At 71.5% G+C, this 16,893-nt stretch carries 15 protein-coding genes; 7 read left to right on the top strand and 8 right to left on the bottom strand.

Annotated features, from left to right (window positions below):
* Positions 1–122: 122 nt before the first annotated feature.
* Both AB0J66_RS02070 and AB0J66_RS02065 read left to right on the top strand, forming a co-directional pair.
* Positions 123–2,207, top strand: a complete 2,085-nt coding sequence (locus tag AB0J66_RS02070; RefSeq protein WP_364654888.1) for a PQQ-binding-like beta-propeller repeat protein — start codon at positions 123–125, stop codon at positions 2,205–2,207.
* A gap of 2 nt (positions 2,208–2,209) precedes the next feature.
* On the top strand, positions 2,210–2,962 hold the full coding sequence (locus tag AB0J66_RS02065) for a citryl-CoA lyase (protein ID WP_364654887.1): 753 nt from the start codon (positions 2,210–2,212) through the stop codon (positions 2,960–2,962).
* Between the two features lie 222 nt (positions 2,963–3,184).
* On the opposite strand, the gene AB0J66_RS02060 is transcribed toward AB0J66_RS02065, so the two are convergent.
* Together AB0J66_RS02060 and AB0J66_RS02055 are read right to left on the bottom strand one after the other, a co-directional pair.
* On the bottom strand, positions 3,185–3,817 hold the full coding sequence (locus AB0J66_RS02060; RefSeq protein ID WP_364654886.1) for a DUF6193 family natural product biosynthesis protein: 633 nt from the start codon (positions 3,815–3,817) through the stop codon (positions 3,185–3,187).
* 36 nt (positions 3,818–3,853) lie between these two features.
* Positions 3,854–4,606 (bottom strand): hypothetical protein, encoded by a 753-nt coding sequence (locus AB0J66_RS02055; protein WP_364654885.1) that lies wholly within the window; start codon positions 4,604–4,606, stop codon positions 3,854–3,856.
* 82 nt (positions 4,607–4,688) lie between these two features.
* Here AB0J66_RS02055 and ligA point away from each other — a divergent pair, with 82 nt between their 5' ends.
* A complete protein-coding gene (ligA, locus tag AB0J66_RS02050) occupies positions 4,689–6,668 on the top strand; it encodes an NAD-dependent DNA ligase LigA (RefSeq protein WP_364654884.1) in 1,980 nt (659 codons plus the stop codon).
* Positions 6,669–6,972: 304 nt separating this feature from the next.
* Here the strand turns inward: ligA and AB0J66_RS02045 are convergent, their stop codons facing one another.
* Entirely contained in the window at positions 6,973–7,443 is a 471-nt protein-coding gene (locus tag AB0J66_RS02045) for a hypothetical protein (protein WP_364654883.1), read from the bottom strand.
* Between the two features lie 233 nt (positions 7,444–7,676).
* A complete protein-coding gene (locus AB0J66_RS02040; protein ID WP_364654882.1) occupies positions 7,677–8,429 on the bottom strand; it encodes an SIMPL domain-containing protein in 753 nt (250 codons plus the stop codon).
* Between the two features lie 71 nt (positions 8,430–8,500).
* On the opposite strand from AB0J66_RS02040, the gene AB0J66_RS02035 reads away from it, so the two are divergent.
* Positions 8,501–8,926: a DUF1707 domain-containing protein gene (locus tag AB0J66_RS02035; RefSeq protein WP_364654881.1), complete on the top strand. Its 426-nt coding sequence runs from the start codon at positions 8,501–8,503 to the stop codon at positions 8,924–8,926.
* A gap of 163 nt (positions 8,927–9,089) precedes the next feature.
* Here AB0J66_RS02035 and AB0J66_RS02030 read toward each other — a convergent pair whose 3' ends face one another.
* Positions 9,090–10,325 (bottom strand): type II CAAX endopeptidase family protein, encoded by a 1,236-nt coding sequence (locus AB0J66_RS02030; protein ID WP_364654880.1) that lies wholly within the window; start codon positions 10,323–10,325, stop codon positions 9,090–9,092.
* 273 nt (positions 10,326–10,598) lie between these two features.
* Between AB0J66_RS02030 and AB0J66_RS02025 the strand changes: the two genes are divergently transcribed.
* Positions 10,599–11,567: a pectate lyase gene (locus tag AB0J66_RS02025; protein ID WP_364654878.1), complete on the top strand. Its 969-nt coding sequence runs from the start codon at positions 10,599–10,601 to the stop codon at positions 11,565–11,567.
* Positions 11,568–11,592: 25 nt separating this feature from the next.
* Here the strand turns inward: AB0J66_RS02025 and AB0J66_RS02020 are convergent, their stop codons facing one another.
* Positions 11,593–12,402 carry a helix-turn-helix domain-containing protein gene (locus AB0J66_RS02020; RefSeq protein WP_364654876.1) on the bottom strand — a complete coding sequence of 270 codons (810 nt, stop codon included), beginning with the start codon at positions 12,400–12,402 and terminating at the stop codon, positions 11,593–11,595.
* 17 nt (positions 12,403–12,419) lie between these two features.
* Between AB0J66_RS02020 and AB0J66_RS02015 the strand changes: the two genes are divergently transcribed.
* Positions 12,420–12,917 (top strand): VOC family protein, encoded by a 498-nt coding sequence (locus AB0J66_RS02015; protein WP_364654874.1) that lies wholly within the window; start codon positions 12,420–12,422, stop codon positions 12,915–12,917.
* 52 nt (positions 12,918–12,969) lie between these two features.
* Here the strand turns inward: AB0J66_RS02015 and AB0J66_RS02010 are convergent, their stop codons facing one another.
* Entirely contained in the window at positions 12,970–13,353 is a 384-nt protein-coding gene (locus AB0J66_RS02010; protein ID WP_364654872.1) for an HPF/RaiA family ribosome-associated protein, read from the bottom strand.
* A 164-nt stretch (positions 13,354–13,517) separates the two neighbouring features.
* On the opposite strand from AB0J66_RS02010, the gene AB0J66_RS02005 reads away from it, so the two are divergent.
* Positions 13,518–14,993: an ATP-binding protein gene (locus AB0J66_RS02005; protein WP_364654871.1), complete on the top strand. Its 1,476-nt coding sequence runs from the start codon at positions 13,518–13,520 to the stop codon at positions 14,991–14,993.
* On the opposite strand, the gene AB0J66_RS02000 is transcribed toward AB0J66_RS02005, so the two are convergent.
* The gene (locus AB0J66_RS02000) at positions 14,977–16,869 is read right to left on the bottom strand and encodes a diguanylate cyclase (protein WP_364654869.1); all 1,893 of its coding nucleotides are present in this window, start codon (positions 16,867–16,869) and stop codon (positions 14,977–14,979) included. The genes AB0J66_RS02005 and AB0J66_RS02000 overlap by 17 nt on opposite strands.
* Positions 16,870–16,893: the final 24 nt, after the last annotated feature.

The raw sequence follows: 16,893 nt of genomic DNA, 5'->3' as shown, positions 1-16,893 counted from the left end.
CAATATAAGGACGATGTTTCGCGCTGCGCAAGCATGGATTACTTTCCATGCCCGTCGTACGCTGCGTACCTCTAGATGGACCGCGAGGTCCGTCAGATGGACCTCTCGACGGAGGAGAACTCATGGAAGTTCAACGCCGCACCGTTCTCAAGGGGACGATCGCCGCGGCCGCGCTGGTCGGCGTGACCCCCTCGCCCGCCTCGGCCCGGCCCCAGGCCTGCGGCACCCCGGGCGGATCCGACTTCCCCAAGGTCGGCGGCAACTACGGCAACCAGAACTACTCGGCGCTGCGCGACATCAACCAGGGCACCGTCCGCCGGCTCGGCGGCGCCTGGGTCAACCGCATCGAGGGCGGCCTCACCACCGGCACCAACCAGAGCACGGCCGTGGCCGTCGGCGGCGTCCTCTACATCGAGTCCGCTCTGGGCAACGTGCACGCGGTCGACGGGCGGACAGGCAAGACCCTCTGGACGTACGCGCAGACGCGCGGGACGGTGACGCGACGGGGCGTCGCCGTCGGGGCCGGCAAGGTGTTCACCCACGGCAAGGGCAACTGGATCATCGCGCTCGACCAGGCCACCGGCGCCGTCGCCTGGGAGCGGCAGATCACCGGGTACGGCACGATGGAGAAGGTCGCCGTCACCTACCACGACGGTCTGCTGCACGTCGGCACCCACGACACCGCCCGCGCCGCCGCGCTCGCCCTCGACGCCACCGACGGCTCGCTGGTCTGGCACTTCTGGGGCGCGCCGGGGCCGGGCGAGCTCGGCAACGACACCTGGGAGGGCGACTCCTGGCAGGTCGGCGGGGCCACGCCGTGGATGCACCCGGCGCTCGACCCGGAGCTCGAGCTGATCTACTGGACGTTCGGCAACGCGCGCGGCAGCGGGTCATCGCAGGACGGCTCCGGCCGCGGCGGGCAGAACCTCTTCTCGAGCTCCATCGTCGCGATGGACATCAGGACCGGCCGATACCGATGGCATTTCCAGTCGGTGCACCACAACATCTGGGACATGGACAACGTGATGGCCCCGGTCCTGGCCGACGTCCGCATCCACGGCCGGCTCCGCAAAATCGTCGTCTACGGCAGCAAGACCGGGATGTACTACATCCTCGACCGGACCGACGGCACCGCGCCGCTGGGGATCGACGAAATCCCCGTACCGCAGGAACCGCGCCAGAAGACGTGGCCCACCCAGCCTTTCCCGCGCCAGGGCGGCTGGATCGAGAACAGGGTCGTGCCGCAGCCGCTGGGCACCTCGGTGCCGGGTGATCCGAACCGGGCCGTGCCCAACTACAAAATCGGCAAGCTGTACGACCCGTTCTGGGACGTGCCGGTGCTTTCCACACCCGGTCATGGCGGCGGGGCGTGCTGGAATCACCAGTCGTACAGCCACACCACGGGCCTGGTCTACACCGGGTACGGCTATGTGGCCGCGGCCCATTCCCTCTCGGAAAGCAGCAACGGCCTGCGCCCGCCCGGCGAATACCAGACCGGCGGCGTGGTCGCCGTCGACCCGTCGACGAACGAAGTGCGGTGGAAACGGCGCATGCCGTACTCCTTGGCCCACGGCAACGGTGTGCTCAGCACGGCCGGCGGCCTCATCTTCATCGGCCAGCCCGACGGCAACCTCATCGGCCTGGATGCGTTCTCCGGGCGGGAGCTGTGGCGCTTCCAGTGCGGCGCGGCCATCAGTTCCAGCCCCATCATGTACGAGGTGGACGGCACCGAATACCTGTCGGTCTACGCCGGGGGCACCGGCATTCCGTACGGCGATTCCGCACCCCGCGGCGATTTCCTCTGGACCTTCAAATTGGGCGGCACGGTGAAGCCGGCCCCGACACCGCCGCCGCCGGTCATCCGCCGCCCCGTTTCCGGCGGCCCGGTCGAAGGGAGCGCGGTCAACAACACCGTCGTCCTGGCCCGGACCTATGACGCGGCCACCGGAACCGTCGGCGCGGTCGAATCCACGGCCGTGAACGGCATGGCGCCCACGCATTTGCGTGTTCCGGCCGGCACGACGGTCACTTTCGTGAACCCGGCCGACAACGTCCATCCGCACGGCGCCACGCAATTCTTCGAAGGGCTGTTCGACTTCGTGCTCCAGCCGGGCGAGTCGTTCACCTACACGTTCGAACGCCGCGGCGAGTACTTCTACAACGACAGCTACAGCCCGCGACCCACCGGCAAGATCGAGGTTTACTGACCATGACCGACTCCCAGGCCGCGGACTGGTGGGGCACCGCCGTCTCCCGCATCGAGCCCAACGTCATCTCCCTGCGCGGCGAACCGGTGCAGGACCTGATCGGCACCATCGGCTTCGGCGAGATGACATGGTTCATGCTGCGCGGCACCCGGCCCACCCCCGAGCAGGCCCGGCTCTTCGAGGCCGCCCTGATCGCCGGCGTGGACCACGGCCCGCACGCCCCGTCCATCGCCGTGGCCCGCATGGCCGCGACCTGCGGAGTCGGCCTCAACAACGCGATGGCCAGCGCCATCAACGTCCTCGGCGACTCCCACGGCGGCGCCGGCGAACAATGCGTACAGCTCCTGACCGAGATCGTCACCCGCCAGGCCCCCGCCGAGACCGTCATCGCCGAATGGCGCGCCCGCGGCACCCGCTACCTGCCCGGCTTCGGCCACCGCTTCCACACCCGCGACCCCCGCCGCGACCCGCTGCTGGCCCTCACCGCCGAAGCCGCAGCGGCCGGCGTAGTCTCCGGCGACCACCTGCGCGCCGCCCTGGCCGTCGAGAAGGCCCTGCACCCCGTCCCCATGAACATCGACGGCGCCACCGCCGTCATCTACGCCGAGCTGGGTTTTCCGGCTCCCTTGGCCCGCGGCCTGTTCGTCCTGAGCCGCAGCGTCGGCATCCTCGCCCACGCCTGGGAGGAAACCGGCCAGGGCCGCCGCAACAAAGGCCCGATCCCGCCATCGATCCGCCCCACGTACCTCGGCTGACTGCGCATCGGTACGGCGGCGGCGCACTCCCGGCTCCCTGAGCACGACGGGTTGACACGCGGCGCGCCGGGGAGCGCGCGAACAACCGCCTTAGGCTTGAGCCGGGCGTCGCAGGGTCAGTTGTTGCCGGCGCCACTGGCCCGGCACCGCACGGCACCGGGCCGAGCTGGCAACCATCGTCACCGTGGTCGGCCGCGGGACCTTCGTCGCCCGCCGGCCGGATTAGTCCGGCAGGTCGCTCAGGACGAGTCGCAGCGACTCGGGCGCGTCGGTCTCGGGCTGGGGATGACGGTCGCGTGTGTACACGACGTACCGGCCGGGGGTCTCGGCCGGGACAACGGTTGGGAAGGTTCCGGTGAAGGGCCACTGCGGGGTGCTGCTGAAGTTCAACGCCCAGTGACTGGTGTACGGGCGCAGGGCGCGAAGTCGCGGTTCGTGGAACGCCGGCGCGAGGAAGGACGCCAGCCGCAGACCTATCGGGTTGGCGCAGTGGTTCTCGTACAGCCACAGCCAAGCCGACTCGCGGCGATCCCCACGCTCACGCGCTTCGGCCAAGGCGACCGATCCGAGGAACGGCCAGGCCGCCGCGGCCGCCCCGGGCCGGCTCCCGGCCAGCCAGATCCGGGCCGCGCCGGCCGCCGCCTCGAGATCCGCGGCGAATCCTTGCAGCAGAACGGTTTCACCGGCCCGGAGCGCGAGATAGAACCGGCCGTCCGTGGAGCTGAGCACCAGATCGGCGCGACGGCCGTCCCGCTCCACCCGTGCAGCGCGACTGGGATCCACACCCTCACGGCGCCGTACCTCCAGGGACGCGCCCTGCCGATCGAACTCCCGCTGCCACGCGACACCGACCACCGGCCAATAGTGGCACGACCCGGCTGGTCGCAGAGTTCACGAGCCGTCGGCGGTGATCTCGCGCAAGGTGCCGTCCGGCTGCATCTCGTAACGGCGAGGTGGTTTCATGCGGGCCAGCAGGGCTTGCATGGCGGCCTCGCGCTCGGCCTGTTCCCGGCCGGTGGGGTCGGCCACCCGGAAGCCGTGCAGATGGACGTCGAACGGGTCGGTGTCGTCGGGGTGAGGTTGGCCCTCGAGGATGAAGCCGAACAGGAAACGCAGCGCGTCCTCGCCCAAATCCAAGGGATGGAAGGGCAGGGCGTACGGGTCCCCGGACAGCGTTGCACCCACGGGGCGGTCACCGGCCCAGTACGGCAGCTCGAACCCGTACGGCTCGCCGATGTTCTCGACGATGCCGCCGTCCGGTGAAAGGCTCAGGGAGCGCACGAGATCGCCGTTCTCCCAGACGGCGAAGGTCAGCGCATCCGACATCGAGTGCATGCTGTGCAGGATGATCCGGCGGTGGGCTCCGCGCTTCAGCAGGCGGCCCGGCAGCCGCGACGGCGAGCCGGTGACGAGGCGCCGGTCGCAGAGCAGTTCGACACCGGGCCGGATGGTGGCGTAACTCGTGTCGTCCGGCGGGTAGGCGTCGTCGCCGAGGGAGCTGTCACCGATCGGGGTCACCTCGTAGGTGGGGTGCAGCTCGCGGACGAGGCCGAGGACCTCCGCCGGGTCGGATCGGAGCGCGCCGCGCAGGGCCGGGCGCGGGTCGCCGTCGGCGAAGGCGAGCAGTGCGGTTTTGGCGCCCATCGGATTCAGGCCTCTCGTTCGGTCGTACGGGTCGATGATCTCAGGCCGGAAACTTGTCGTACCCACCCCGTAGGTTGTGGGCATGACGGAGACCCCGCTCGGTGAAGCCGACTTCGCTGCTGCTGTCGATCAGGCGCAGGCCGCCGCCAAGTCGTACTACGACACCGGCGACGTGCTGATGACCGATGCCGACTACGACGCGTTGCTCGATCGCATCGCCGAGGCGAAGAAGGCTCATCCCGACTGGGACGACCGGGGCGTCACCACGCGGGTTGCGGCCGGGGTCTCCGGCGGTGGGGACGTGCGCCATCCGGAGCCGATGATGTCGCTCGGCAAGGTCACCGGCGAGGAGGAGGTACGGGCCTTCGTCGCGAGCCTGGGCGGTGATCCGTGCCTGGTCGAGGTGAAGCTGGACGGGCTGGCGATCCGGGTGACGTACGAGTCGGGGCGGCTCACGCTGGCCGCGTTGCGGGGCGACGGCAGCACCGGCGAGAACGTGACGGGCCAGGTGTTGCGGGGCATCGCCGGGCTGCCGGACCGGCTCGGGAGCCCGTGGACGGGTGAGGTCCGCGGCGAGATCTACATGACGGTCGACGACTTCGAAGCGGCCAGCGCCAACCGGGTCGCGGCCGGCGGCAAGCCTTTCATCAACTCGCGGGGTGCGGTCGCCGGGTCGATCCGGGCCGCCGACCGTCCGTACGAGGCCCCGATGACCTTCGCGGCGTACGACATCTCGGGTGACTTCGCCTCCCACCAGGAGCGCATGGCCCGCGCGGTCGAGCTCGGCTTCCCGGCCGCCGGGCGGCTGGCCACCGGCGAGGTCCAGGTCGCGGCCGACGCCGAGGCCGCGCTGGCCGCCGTCGCACGCATCGGTGAGCTGCGCCGCGGGCTCGACTTCCCGATCGACGGGGCGGTGCTGACGGCCGATCTCGAGTCGACGCGGCGGCGGCTCGGCTCCGGCAGCCGTACGCCGTATTGGGCGGCCGCCTTCAAATACCCGGCCGACACGGGCTCCACGGTCCTGCGCGACATCGAGGTCCGCGTCGGGCGCACCGGGCGCATCTCCCTGCGGGCCGTGCTCGACCCGGTCTTCGTCGACGGCACCACCATTACGTACGCGACATTGCACAACCCGAAATTCGTGGCGGAGCAGGGTCTCGCCATCGGCCAGACCGTGGCCGTGTGGCGGGCCGGCGACGTCATCCCGCGGGTGACCGCGCCCATCGGCGAGCAGCCGCACGGTTTGACCCCGTGGGCGCCACCCGAGACGTGCCCGCAGTGCGGCGAGCCATGGGACAAGTCGAGTCTGCTCTGGCGCTGCCATACGGCGTCGTGCAGCGCCACCAACGCGCTCGAGTACTGGTGCAGCCGCGAGGCCATGGACGTCGAGGGCGCCGGCGAGGCGCTCTGCGTCGCCCTGGTCAACGCCGGCCTGGCCACCGACGTGGCCGACCTCTACCAGCTCACCGAGGAGCAGCTGGCCGAGCTGCCGGTCGGCAACACCAAGGCCGGCGGGGTGGTGCTGCTCGGCAAGCTCAACGCGGCCAAGGTGATCGCGTCGCTCGAGCACAGCAAGTCCCAGCCGTTCAACCGGGTCATCACCGGCCTCGGCATCCGGATGACCGGGCGCAGCGTCGGCCGCTGGCTGGCCGCCCGCTTCAAGACCATGGAGGCGCTGCGGGCGGCCACCGTCGAGGAGATCGCCGAGATCGACAAGATGGGCCTGATCAAGGCGCAGCACGTCGTCGACGGCCTGACCGCCATGGCCGGCGTCATCGACCGGCTCGCCGCGGCCGGCGTCACCATGAGCGTCCCGGAGACCGAGGGCGAGAAACCCCTCGAGGGCCGGACGTACGTGGTCAGCGGCAGCGTCCCGGGCTACACCCGCACCACGGTCAGCGAACGCATCGAACAGCTGGGCGGCCGAGCCAGCGGCAACGTCTCGGCGACGACGACCGCCCTGGTCACCTCCGAGACCACCACGGCCAAGGCCACCAAGGCCGCCAAACTCGGCATCCCCATCATCGACCCGGCCGAGTTCGCCAAGCTACTCGCCGACTGACCGACGGGGCCGGCCGGACACCCAGCGCCCGTCTGGCAATCCCCCGGCTCCGGCTCCGGCTCCCGCGGGGCAGCGCGGCGGGGCAGCGCGGCGGTTGGGCGGCGCGGCGGTTGGGCGGCGCGGCGTTCGCGCCGGTTGGGCGGCGCGGCGGGGCGGCGTTCGCGCCGGTTGGGCGGCGCGGCGTTCGCGCCGGTTGCGCCGGTTGGGCGGCGCGGCGTTCGCGCCGGTTGCGCGGCGCGGCTGCGGGCTGCGGGCTGCGGGCTGCGGGCTGCGGGCTGCGGGCTGCGGGCTGCGGGCTGCGGGGTCAGCCTGTGGCCAGGGTGTCGAAGAAGGCGGATTTGCGCCGCTCGTAGTCGTCCGGGGCGTGCTGGGAGGTGAGCTTCAGGTCGTTGTAGGCGCGGAGCAGGGCCGGGTCGGCGGCCAGGCGCTGCCAGGTGCGGGTGAAGCGGCGGTCGTGCTCGGAGCCGGCCGGGGTCACGGCGATACCGGTGGGCAGGGTGGCGTCGAGTTCGAAGGTGGCCAGGGTGGGCTGCCAGATCTCGGGGAGGACCACGCGATAGATGCCGCGCAACACGGCGACCGTTGATGCGAAGGCGTGGGGCGGGGTCCGTAGGTGCAGGTCGACGTCGCCCTTGGTCAGGGCGCCGAGCACGGAGCTGCCGCCGACCAGCAGCAGCTCGTGGTCGCCGATCAGCGACGACAGGCGGGTGCGTTCGGCCCGCAGAATCGCCCGGGCCGTCTCGATGACGTCGTCGGAACGGCGCAGCGGGGGCACGCCCGCAATGTACGCGCGGCCGTCGTCGAGGGGAACAACGCGGGCACGCCCGCAATGCAACTCCGTCCCAATGACGTCGTCGACGGGACACGCGGAGTGCACGCCGGGCCGTCTCGACAATGTCGTCGGAAGCGCAGTGCGGGTGCGCCCGGACCGTCCGACCAACGTCGACGGAAATACGCAGCGCGCGTGCGTCTGGGCGGCGGGCGCAGGGGCGGCTTTCGGGCGTACGGCTAAAGCTTGGGCTTGGTGGGGCCGAAGGCCCACTCGACGGTGACGGTGGCGGTGACTCGGCGGCGGCCGGGTTCGATGGGGATGGAGGCGGCGGCGTCGGCGGCGGCGTACACGCGGTCGGGGGTGCCCGGGTCGGCGTAGCCGGTGGTTTCCTCGCTCACCCTGATGACGCGGGCGAGGGGGCGGGCGGCGGCCTGGGCGTAGAGCTCGGCTTTGCGGCGGGCGTCGGCGAAGGCCTTCCGGCGGGCCTCGGCCAAGAGGGCGGCGTTGTCGTCGATGGTGAACGAGACGCCGTTCAGGCGGGCCGCGTTGCCGCCGGCGGCGATGGCGGCGGACAGGAGCGGGCCGGGCTTCGCGAGGTCGCGGACCTTGGCGGTGAGGCCCTGGGTGACGGTGTAGCCGGTGATCTCGCCCTTGTCGTTGCGGCGGGCGGTGACGCTGACATCCGAGGTCTGCAAGTCGGGGCGGGCGACGCCGGCGCCGACGAGGGCGTCCCGCATCCTGGTGCCCGCCGCGGTGGCGGCGGTCATGGCCTCGGCGACGGTGGCGGCGCCGGCCTCCACCGCGAACTCGGCGATCAGCGTGTCGGGAGCGCCGAACACCTCGCCCCGCCCGGTGACCAGCACGCTCTCGCGGGACTGGTCGATGACGGCGGCCGGCGAGGCCAGCGCCGGGCTGACGCCGAGCGGCCAGGGGGCGGCGGGGGCGGCGAGCGTTCCGAGGACGACGAGGGCGGAAAGAGCGAGGCGCATTCTTCCAATATAGGTGGTTTGGGGGTTTTATTGCGTTATTCGGCGTGGTCCCGAGTCGCTACCCTGGCGCCGTGACCGAACCGGCCGACCTGCTGATCGGAACTCCGGAGCGCGACTCGGCCCACGAGGCGCTGGAGGAGCACCTGGCCGAGAAACGGCTCGAGCCCGCGGAGTACGAGCAGCGGCTCGAAGCCGTGCGGGCGGCCCGCACCCGGTCCGAACTGCTGGGGATCTTCGCCGATCTGCCGGTGCCGCATCCGGAGCTGCCGGCCGCCACCGTGCCGCCCGCCGAGCCCGACGACGACCTTCCGCCGCCGATCGTCGTCGCGGGTGGCCTGACGCTGGGGCTCGGCCTGCCGGTCGCGGTTGTTCTGGGATTCGTGTACGGGGCCTGGTGGACCCTGCCGGTGCCGGTGGTGGCGACCGTGGTCATGGCCTACGTCGAACACCTGCGCCGCTCCCGCTCGAAGGATCGACCTCACGGCTCGGGTGATTGACCGAGGCCCTGCCGCCCCCGGTCACGGCCGGGCGATCGCCCTCCAGCGCAGCCACTCGCCCGCGGCCGGCCGACGAAGGCCGGCCTACGGCACGGGGTGGCCGGCGTACGGCACGGGGAGGCCGGCATACGGCACGGGGAGGCCGGCATACGGCACGGGGACTTCAGGTCTTGTCTGTTCGGGAGGCAGAGGCGCCGCCCAACCCCGGGTCACCCGTCTCCCGCGCCCAGGGCGACGGCTCAAGCGGCGGCGAGGCCACAGACGGGGACGAGGTAGCGGAGGGGGACGAGGCAGCGGACGGGGACGAGGCAGCGGACGGGGACGAGGCAGCGGACGGGGACGAGGCAGCGGACGGGGACGAGGCAGCGGACGGGGACGAGGCAGCGGACGGGGACGAGGCAGCGGACGGGTACGGCGCCATCGGAGGCAGCCCCGGCTGAACCGGCGGGAGCCAGCCGGGACCGAACTGCGACGGGATCCACGGCGGCGGAGGCGGTGGCGGGAAAGCGCCCTCCGGCACCACCGTGGCGATCTGCCGCCGCCGGGCCAGCCGCAGGACCACCCACGCATACCCCAGCAGCACCGGCAGATCGACGACCGCCATCGGCCATGGCATGTCGGCCGCCGTCTCGTCCATCGAGAGGTCGCCGTACGCCGCGGCCAGCCCGGAGCCGATCAGGTTGTTCATGACGTGCAGGGCGATCGCCGCCTCCAGCCCACCCGTGCGCACGGTCAGAAAGCCCGCCACCATCCCGAACACGACCAGGTCGGCGAAGCCCCACGGCGTGCCCCACCCGTGCAGTGAGGCGAAGACCACCGCCTGCACCGCGATCGGCAGCCACGGCCGTACCGTACCGAACGCCTGCAGCAGCCATCCGCGCATGAGGTATTCCTCGGCCGCCGCCTGCGGCGGCACGACGAGCAGGAGCACCAGCGTCGTCCCGAGGAACGGCCCCCACCCGGCCAGCGCGTCGTCGAGCCCGAGGTCCTCCCCCGTCGCCGCCGCGAAGCCCATGCCCGCGCCGAGGAAGACCACGATCGCCACCGCGGCGACCGGCAGGCAGGTGAGCAGCCACCGCCGGCGCAGCTTCCCGGTCACCGACGACAGCGTGCCCGCCGGCCGCCGCTGGATCCACACCGCGGCGGTCAGGGTCATCGGCAGCAGCGCGGCGATCAGCAGGAACGACATGGCCAGGGTGACCAGCGGCCCGAACGACGGGATCCCGTCGGCGTCCTCGGGCTGCCCGGCCAGTGTCGCGGCCACCGTCACCGCGAGCAGGCCGAAGATCGCGATCACGACGCCGCTCACGACGATGTAGAGGGTCCCGAGCACCGACCGCCACCACCGAGAGGCGGCGAGCCGGTGGTACGGGGTGGCCGGCGCGGGCGCAATCACCATGGCCACCAGTGTGCCGGGGGATGCAAATCGGCCGGCCCTGGATGCGGCGGGTTGCAGCTTCCACCGTACCGGCACCGAGGTTTTTGCATTGATGTCTGTCAATTAGATGATCCGGCACCGATTCCGGCCAACGGATCGAAAGAGCACTCTCGGCCCCCGCTGAGCCAGTAAAGACACCTTCCTCAAAGAGTCATTGACAGTCATAAATGCCCTCCCTATGGTCGGCCGAGGTAAGCGCTTACCTAAGGCCCCCAAAACTTGGAAGGATCCCCCATGTCCGCTCCCAAACTCCGCCGCCGCACCGTCCTCGCGGCGATGTCGGCCGGCGTCCTGGCTGTAGGCGGCGTCACGGTCGCCGGCCCGCTCGAGGCGTCCGCCGCCGAGAGCAGCCCGGTCGGTTTCGCCAGTCTCAACGGCGGCACGACCGGCGGTTCGTCGAGCACGGTCGTCACCGTGACAAGCGCTTCCGCCCTCAAGTCGGCGCTCAGCTCGAGCACGTCGCAGACGGTCCGGGTCTCCGGCCTGATCTCGATCTCCGGCATGTACAACGTGGCCTCGAACAAGACGGTGGTCGGCGTCGGCTCCGGCTCCGGCATCACCGGCGGCGGCCTCAACTTGTCCGGCGTCCGCAACGTCATCCTGCGGAACCTGGTCTTCCGGAACGCGAGCGACGACTCGATCAACGTGCAGACGAACACCACCAACGTCTGGATCGACCACAACGACCTGGCCAACGGATACGACGGCCTGATCGACATCAAGCGCGGCTCCGACTTCATCACCGTCTCGTGGAACAAGTTGCACGACCACGACAAGTCCATGCTGCTCGGCCACAGCGACGACAACGGCTCGCAGGACATCGGCCACCTGCGCGTGACCTACGTGCACAACTGGTTCGACGGCACCAACCAGCGCCACCCGCGCGTGCGGTTCGGCAACCCCGTGCACGTGCTGAACAACTACTACAGCAACATCGGCTCGTACGGCGTCGCCTCCACCGAGAACGCCGGCGTCTTCGTCGAGCGCAACTACTTCGAGAACGTCGGCAGCCCCACGGTCACCCAGACCGGCGACTCCGCGTCCGGCAACCTGAAGGTCCTCAACAACTACAAGGTCAACTCCGGCACCGAGCAGGTCCGCAACGGCGCCAGCGTCGCCGCCATCCCCTACTCCTACACCCCGGAGGCCAACAACACCGTCAAGGCCACCGTCACCTCCGGCGCCGGCACAGGCAAGATCTAGCCGTACGCGGTGAGGCCCGCCCTTGTCACCGGGGGCGGGCCTGCACCTGCTGCCGGTAGTTGCTCAGCGTCAAACCGAGCACCGAGCGGAACTCGTTGGCGAGATGGGCGTGGTCGCTGTACCCGAGGTCGGCCGCGACGGTGGCCAGGGTCGTCTCCGGTTCGGCGCGCAGACGTTCGGCCGCCTCCTGCAGGCGGCGCCGCCGGATCATCGCCAGCGGGGGCAGGCCGACGTACCGCGACGCGAGCCGCTGCAGCGCCCGGGCCGACAGGCCGAGCCGGTCGGTGGCGTCCTTGACCGTACGGATCTCCGGGTCGCCGTCGATCGCGGCCGCCGCCTCGTTGGCCAGCCGGGCCTCGTCGTCGGGCGGCGGCAGCGTGGCGACGAGCCAGTCGCTGAAGGCCTCCACCGCCCGGCGATGCCGATCGTCCGCCCCGGTCATCGCCCGGGACACCACCTCGTGCAGATCGGGCCGGTCCACCATCCGGTACGTATCGCGCAACGCTCCCGGATCCCCGACCAGGTGCGGCACCGCGGCCGGCCGCAGCAGCGCCCCCACGCCCCATCCGGTCCCGGTGAGGTCGCGATGCGACGCGCGGGTCGTCGGCCCGGCCAGGCCGACCCCGTCCGGCTCCACCACGAGGTTGCAGGCGGGGAAGGCGATCAGATGCTGCCGGGAGGACCGCCCCGGCTCGATCCGCCACTCCGGGATCCAGAACCAGCGCACCCATGCCGCCACCCGCGCGGGCGCCGGCACCCGCTCGAAGGTCGGCAGCCGAGCCGGGTACAGAATCCCCCGCGGTCGCGAATCTTCAAGCTCCCCGCGCCCGCCCATACCTACGATCCTGCACCATGACCGAAACCCACCCGGCCGCCGACGGCCGGCACACCACCAACGGCATTCCGCACGGCGCCACCAGCCTGACCCCGTTCCTGGTCATCCCGGACGCGCGCGGCGCCATCGACTTCTACCAGAAGATCTTCGGCGTCCGCGTCGTCGACGTCACCGAGTTCGACGGCGCGGTCGCCCACGCGGTCCTCGACTTCGGGCAGGGCCTGCTGCAACTCGGTGAGCCGTCACCCGCGTACAGCCTCGTCCCCCCGCCCGGGGGCGACCAGGACTGCTACTCCATCGGCCTCTACGTGCCCGACGTCGACTCCGTGGTCGCCCGGGCCGAGGCTGCCGGCGCCACCATCCGCGAGGCCCCGGCCACCTTCGTCTCCGGCGACCGCTTCGCCAGCATCCGCGACCCGTACGGCGTCCGCTGGTCCGTCATGACCCGCGTCGAGGACCTGTCCGAGGAGGAAAGCGCCCGCCGCGTCGCCGAATGGGCCAAGCAGCAGGGCTGAGAACGACCGAGGGGCGCCCGGAGGCGCCCCTCGGCATGTCAGCTGTGGGTGCTCACTCGACGAGCTCGACAGCCTCGGGCTCGGGGCGCTCGCGCAGGTGGCGGTTGTTGCGGGGCTCCTGGCGGGTCTTGGCGTCGTCCAGCTTGCGGCGGAGGTCGTCGCGCACGTCGTGCAGGGCGGCGTTCAGGTCCTCCTCGGTCGAGGTGGTGACGATCTTCTGCCGGCCGGCGATCCAGCATTCCAGGGTGACCTTCTGGCCGGGGGCATCGCGGTCCTTGACCATGACCTCCAGCTCGGTCGAGTCGGCGTGGAAGCCGGCCAGCCGGTGGTCGAGCGTGACGAACTGCTCGGCGATCCAGTTGCGGTCGCCCTGCGAGAAACCGGCGCCGACACGCAGACACTCGTCCACGGTGGCCGGGTTGTTCACCGCTGTCATCACAACTCCCTCGTTGAGACTCTGCCTTCCGCCTTGGTCCTTCCCCGGCCTGCCCTCCCCTGAAACGCCCGAATCGTCAGCGGATTTCCAAATCATCCGTGCCCCGCGGTGGCGTGGCGGATCCGTCATCACGGGCCGGATCCGGCCTCGCGTACCTTGCTTGCGTGATCACGCGTGCCCGGTGGACCAGTCAGCGCTGGTTCGCGTCCGTCCTCATCGCCATGGTGGTGCTGATCGCCGCGGCCGCTGTGGTCGGCGCGGAGCTGCTGTCCCGGACGACGGAGGTCTCCGACCGCCTCAACGACCGGATCGCGCCGGCCCGGACGGCGGTGGCCGAGCTGACCGCCGCGGTTGTCGGGCAGGAGACCGGCGTACGCGGCTTCGTGCTCAGCGGCGAGCAGCAGTTCCTGGATCCGTACGCCCAGGGCCGAGCCGACGAGGCCCGGCTGGCCGGGCAGTTGCGGGAGTTGCTGCGGGGCCAGCCGGCGGCCCTGACCGATCTGGGCCGGGTCGAGGAGCGGATGGCGTCGTGGCGGGAGACCGCCGCCGAGCCGCTGGTCCGGGCCCGGGGCGAGGATGCGACGCTGGTGGCCCGCAGCAAGACCGCGTTCGACGAGGTCCGCGCGCCGCTGGCCGACCTGGATCAGAAGCTGGTGGCGTTGCGCGCGCAGGCCCGCTCCGACCTGTCGGACAGCCGCCGGCTGCGCAACACCGCGTTCCTGGGGCTGGTCGTCGCGTTGCTGGTGCTGATCGCCTCGATCGCCGTGCTGTTGCGGGTGGTCGTGCTGCGGCCGCTGAACGAGCTCAGCGCGTCGGTGCGGCGGGTCGCGGGCGGCGAATTCGGGCATCGGGTGACGCCGCGCGGGCCGGTCGACGTGGCCCGGCTGGCCGAGGACGTGGAGGCGATGCGCGGGCGGCTGGCCGACAGTCTCGCGGCCAGCCAGCAGCAGGCGGCGGAGCTGCACCGGTCGAACGCCGATCTGGAGCAGTTCGCGTACGTGGCCTCGCACGACCTTCAGGAGCCGCTGCGCAAGGTGGCCTCGTTCTGCCAGATGCTGCAGCGGCGGTACGCCGGTCAGCTGGACGACCGGGCGCAGCAGTACATCGGGTTCGCGGTCGACGGCGCCACCCGGATGCAGCAGCTCATCAACGACCTGCTGGCGTTCTCCCGGATCGGGCGGATGTACGACGAGCGCGAGCCGGTCGACCTGGACGAGATCGTCGGCCGGGTCGAGGACACCCTGGCCCTGACGATCGAGGAGAACGGGGCCGAGATCGAGCGGCCGAAGCTGCCGACCGTGCCGGGCGACCCGACGTTGATGAGCCAGCTGTGGCAGAACCTGCTGGGCAACGCCATCAAGTTCCGCCGCCCGGACGTGCCGCCGCGGGTGGTGATCACGATGGCCGAGGACGAGGAGTTCTACACGTTTTCGGTGGCCGACAACGGGATCGGCATCGAGGCCGAGTTCGCCGACAAGATCTTCGTGATCTTCCAGCGGCTGCATCCGCGGGACGTCTACTCCGGTACGGGCATCGGGCTCGCCATCTGCAAGAAGATCGTCGAGCACCATGGGGGAACGATCCGCCTCGACACGACGTACAGCCAAGGGGCCCGCATCGAGTTCAGCCTCCGGAAGTGAGCCGTTCCAAAGGAGCGCCCGAGACGATGACGGCGGCCTCGCGGACGGCGTTGCGGCCGCCCTCCTTGGCCCGGTAGAGGGCATCGTCGGCGCGGGAGAGCAGCTGCTCGACCGTCTCCCGCCCGTCCCACGTCGCGTACCCGATGGAGCAGGTCTCGGCGCCGGGAGTCGCCGCCCGGACCCGGTCGAGCACCTGCGCCGCGTCCGGCCCCGGGCAGTCCGGCAGGGCCATGGCGAACTCCTCGCCACCCCACCGGGCGATCAGGTCGCTGTCGCGCAGCGCCTCGGTGAACGCGGACGCCGTCTGGCGCAGCAACGCGTCGCCGGCCGGATGCCCGTACGTGTCGTTGAAGCGTTTGAAGTGGTCGAGGTCGGCGATGGCGACGGTCAGCGGCGCCCCGGTCCGGCGGGCCTGGGCGATGATCCGGGGCAGCTGGGCCTGCCAGGCGCGGCGGTTGGCCAGCCCGGTCAGCGTGTCGGTGTAGGCCATCCGTTCGAGGTGGCGCAGCAGCTGCTCGTGTTCGAGGGCGAGCGCGGTCTCGTCGGCCAGCAGGGCCACGGCCCGGGCCCGCCGGTCGCCGATGTCGGGCAGCCGGTGGGTCCAGGAGACGCAGAGCACGGCGATGACGGCGCCGTCGGCGATGACCGGCTGCCACAGCAGCGAGCGGGCCCGGGTCAGCTCGAGCAGGGCCGGCGAGACGACCGGGTCGGCTGCCGGGTCGGCCCGGAACACCGGCTGCCCGGTGCGGTAGACCTCGGCGCTCATCGAGGTCAGGGCCAGGGAGATCCGCGTGCCGACCAGGTGGGAGCCGGAGGCGGCCGTGATGACCAGCTCCTCGGTGGCGCTGACGGGCTCCATCAGCATGACGTCGTCGGAGCCGGCCAGGTCCCGTACGGCATTGATGATGTTGACCCGGGCGTCCTCGCCCGTCCGGATCCGCCGGGCGACGCCGGCAACGGCCGTGAGCAGCCGTTCCGAGTCCCGCGTGGCCCGCTCGGCCTGGTAGCGGGCGGTGACGTCCTGCATCTGGACCAGGGTGAGGTCGTTGTCGGTGCGGCTGAGGGTGAGCCAGACCCAGCGGGTGTCGTCGCCCGGCCGGCAGAACCGGATCTCCATGCGGGCCACCCCGTCGGGCGCGGCCGCGATCCGGCGGCCGATCTCGTCGGGGTCGAAGCGGTCGTCGGGGTGGGCCTGGGCGAAGACGTCCGTGCCGGCCAGCTCCTCGGCCGGGCGGTCGAGCAGCCGGCACAGCGCCGGGTTGACCGTCACGAAACGGCCGTCGGCCCCGGCCAGCCCGATGCCGGCCGGTGAGCCCTCGAAGACGCCGCGGAAGCGTTCGGCCGCCATGGTCAGCTCGTCGCGCATGACCCGCATCTGCCGCTGCCGGCGGATCAGGCCGATCCGCAGCAGGGCGCCCATGGTCAGGGCCAGGCCGAACTGGATGGCGTAGTAGGTCAGCTCGCTGGTGTGCAGATCGTCGCGGAGCGCCACGGCGACGATCCAGCCGGCGACGGAGGTCGCGGCGCCCGCGACGGCGATGCCGGTCGAGGTCACCGCGACGCCGATACCGACCATGAGCAGGATCAGCCCGCTGGTCTGGTGCAGCTCGCCGGTGGCGTAGAGCGGCACGAGCCCGTTGAGCACCGGGATGAGGGAGAACAGGCTCAGCGCGGCCGGCTGCCGGCCGCGCCGGGGCCGGGCCACGAACACGGCCGCGATCGCCAGCACGACGGCGCTGGCCCAGGCCACCCCGGCCAGGATCAGCCGGGCCGGGCCGTGGTAGATGACCAGGTCGACCGCGGCGAGCAGGGTGAAGAAGGCAGCCAGCGCTCCCAGCACCCATTTCGTGCTGCCGGGCTCGAGGGACCGCGTCACATCTGATCCATCGGCCGGGCGCCG

The organism is Actinoplanes sp. NPDC049598, assembly GCF_040675435.1.
Classification (GTDB): domain Bacteria; phylum Actinomycetota; class Actinomycetes; order Mycobacteriales; family Micromonosporaceae; genus Actinoplanes.
Note: the sequence above shows the minus strand (reverse complement) of the source record. Positions and strands in the feature narration are given on the sequence as shown.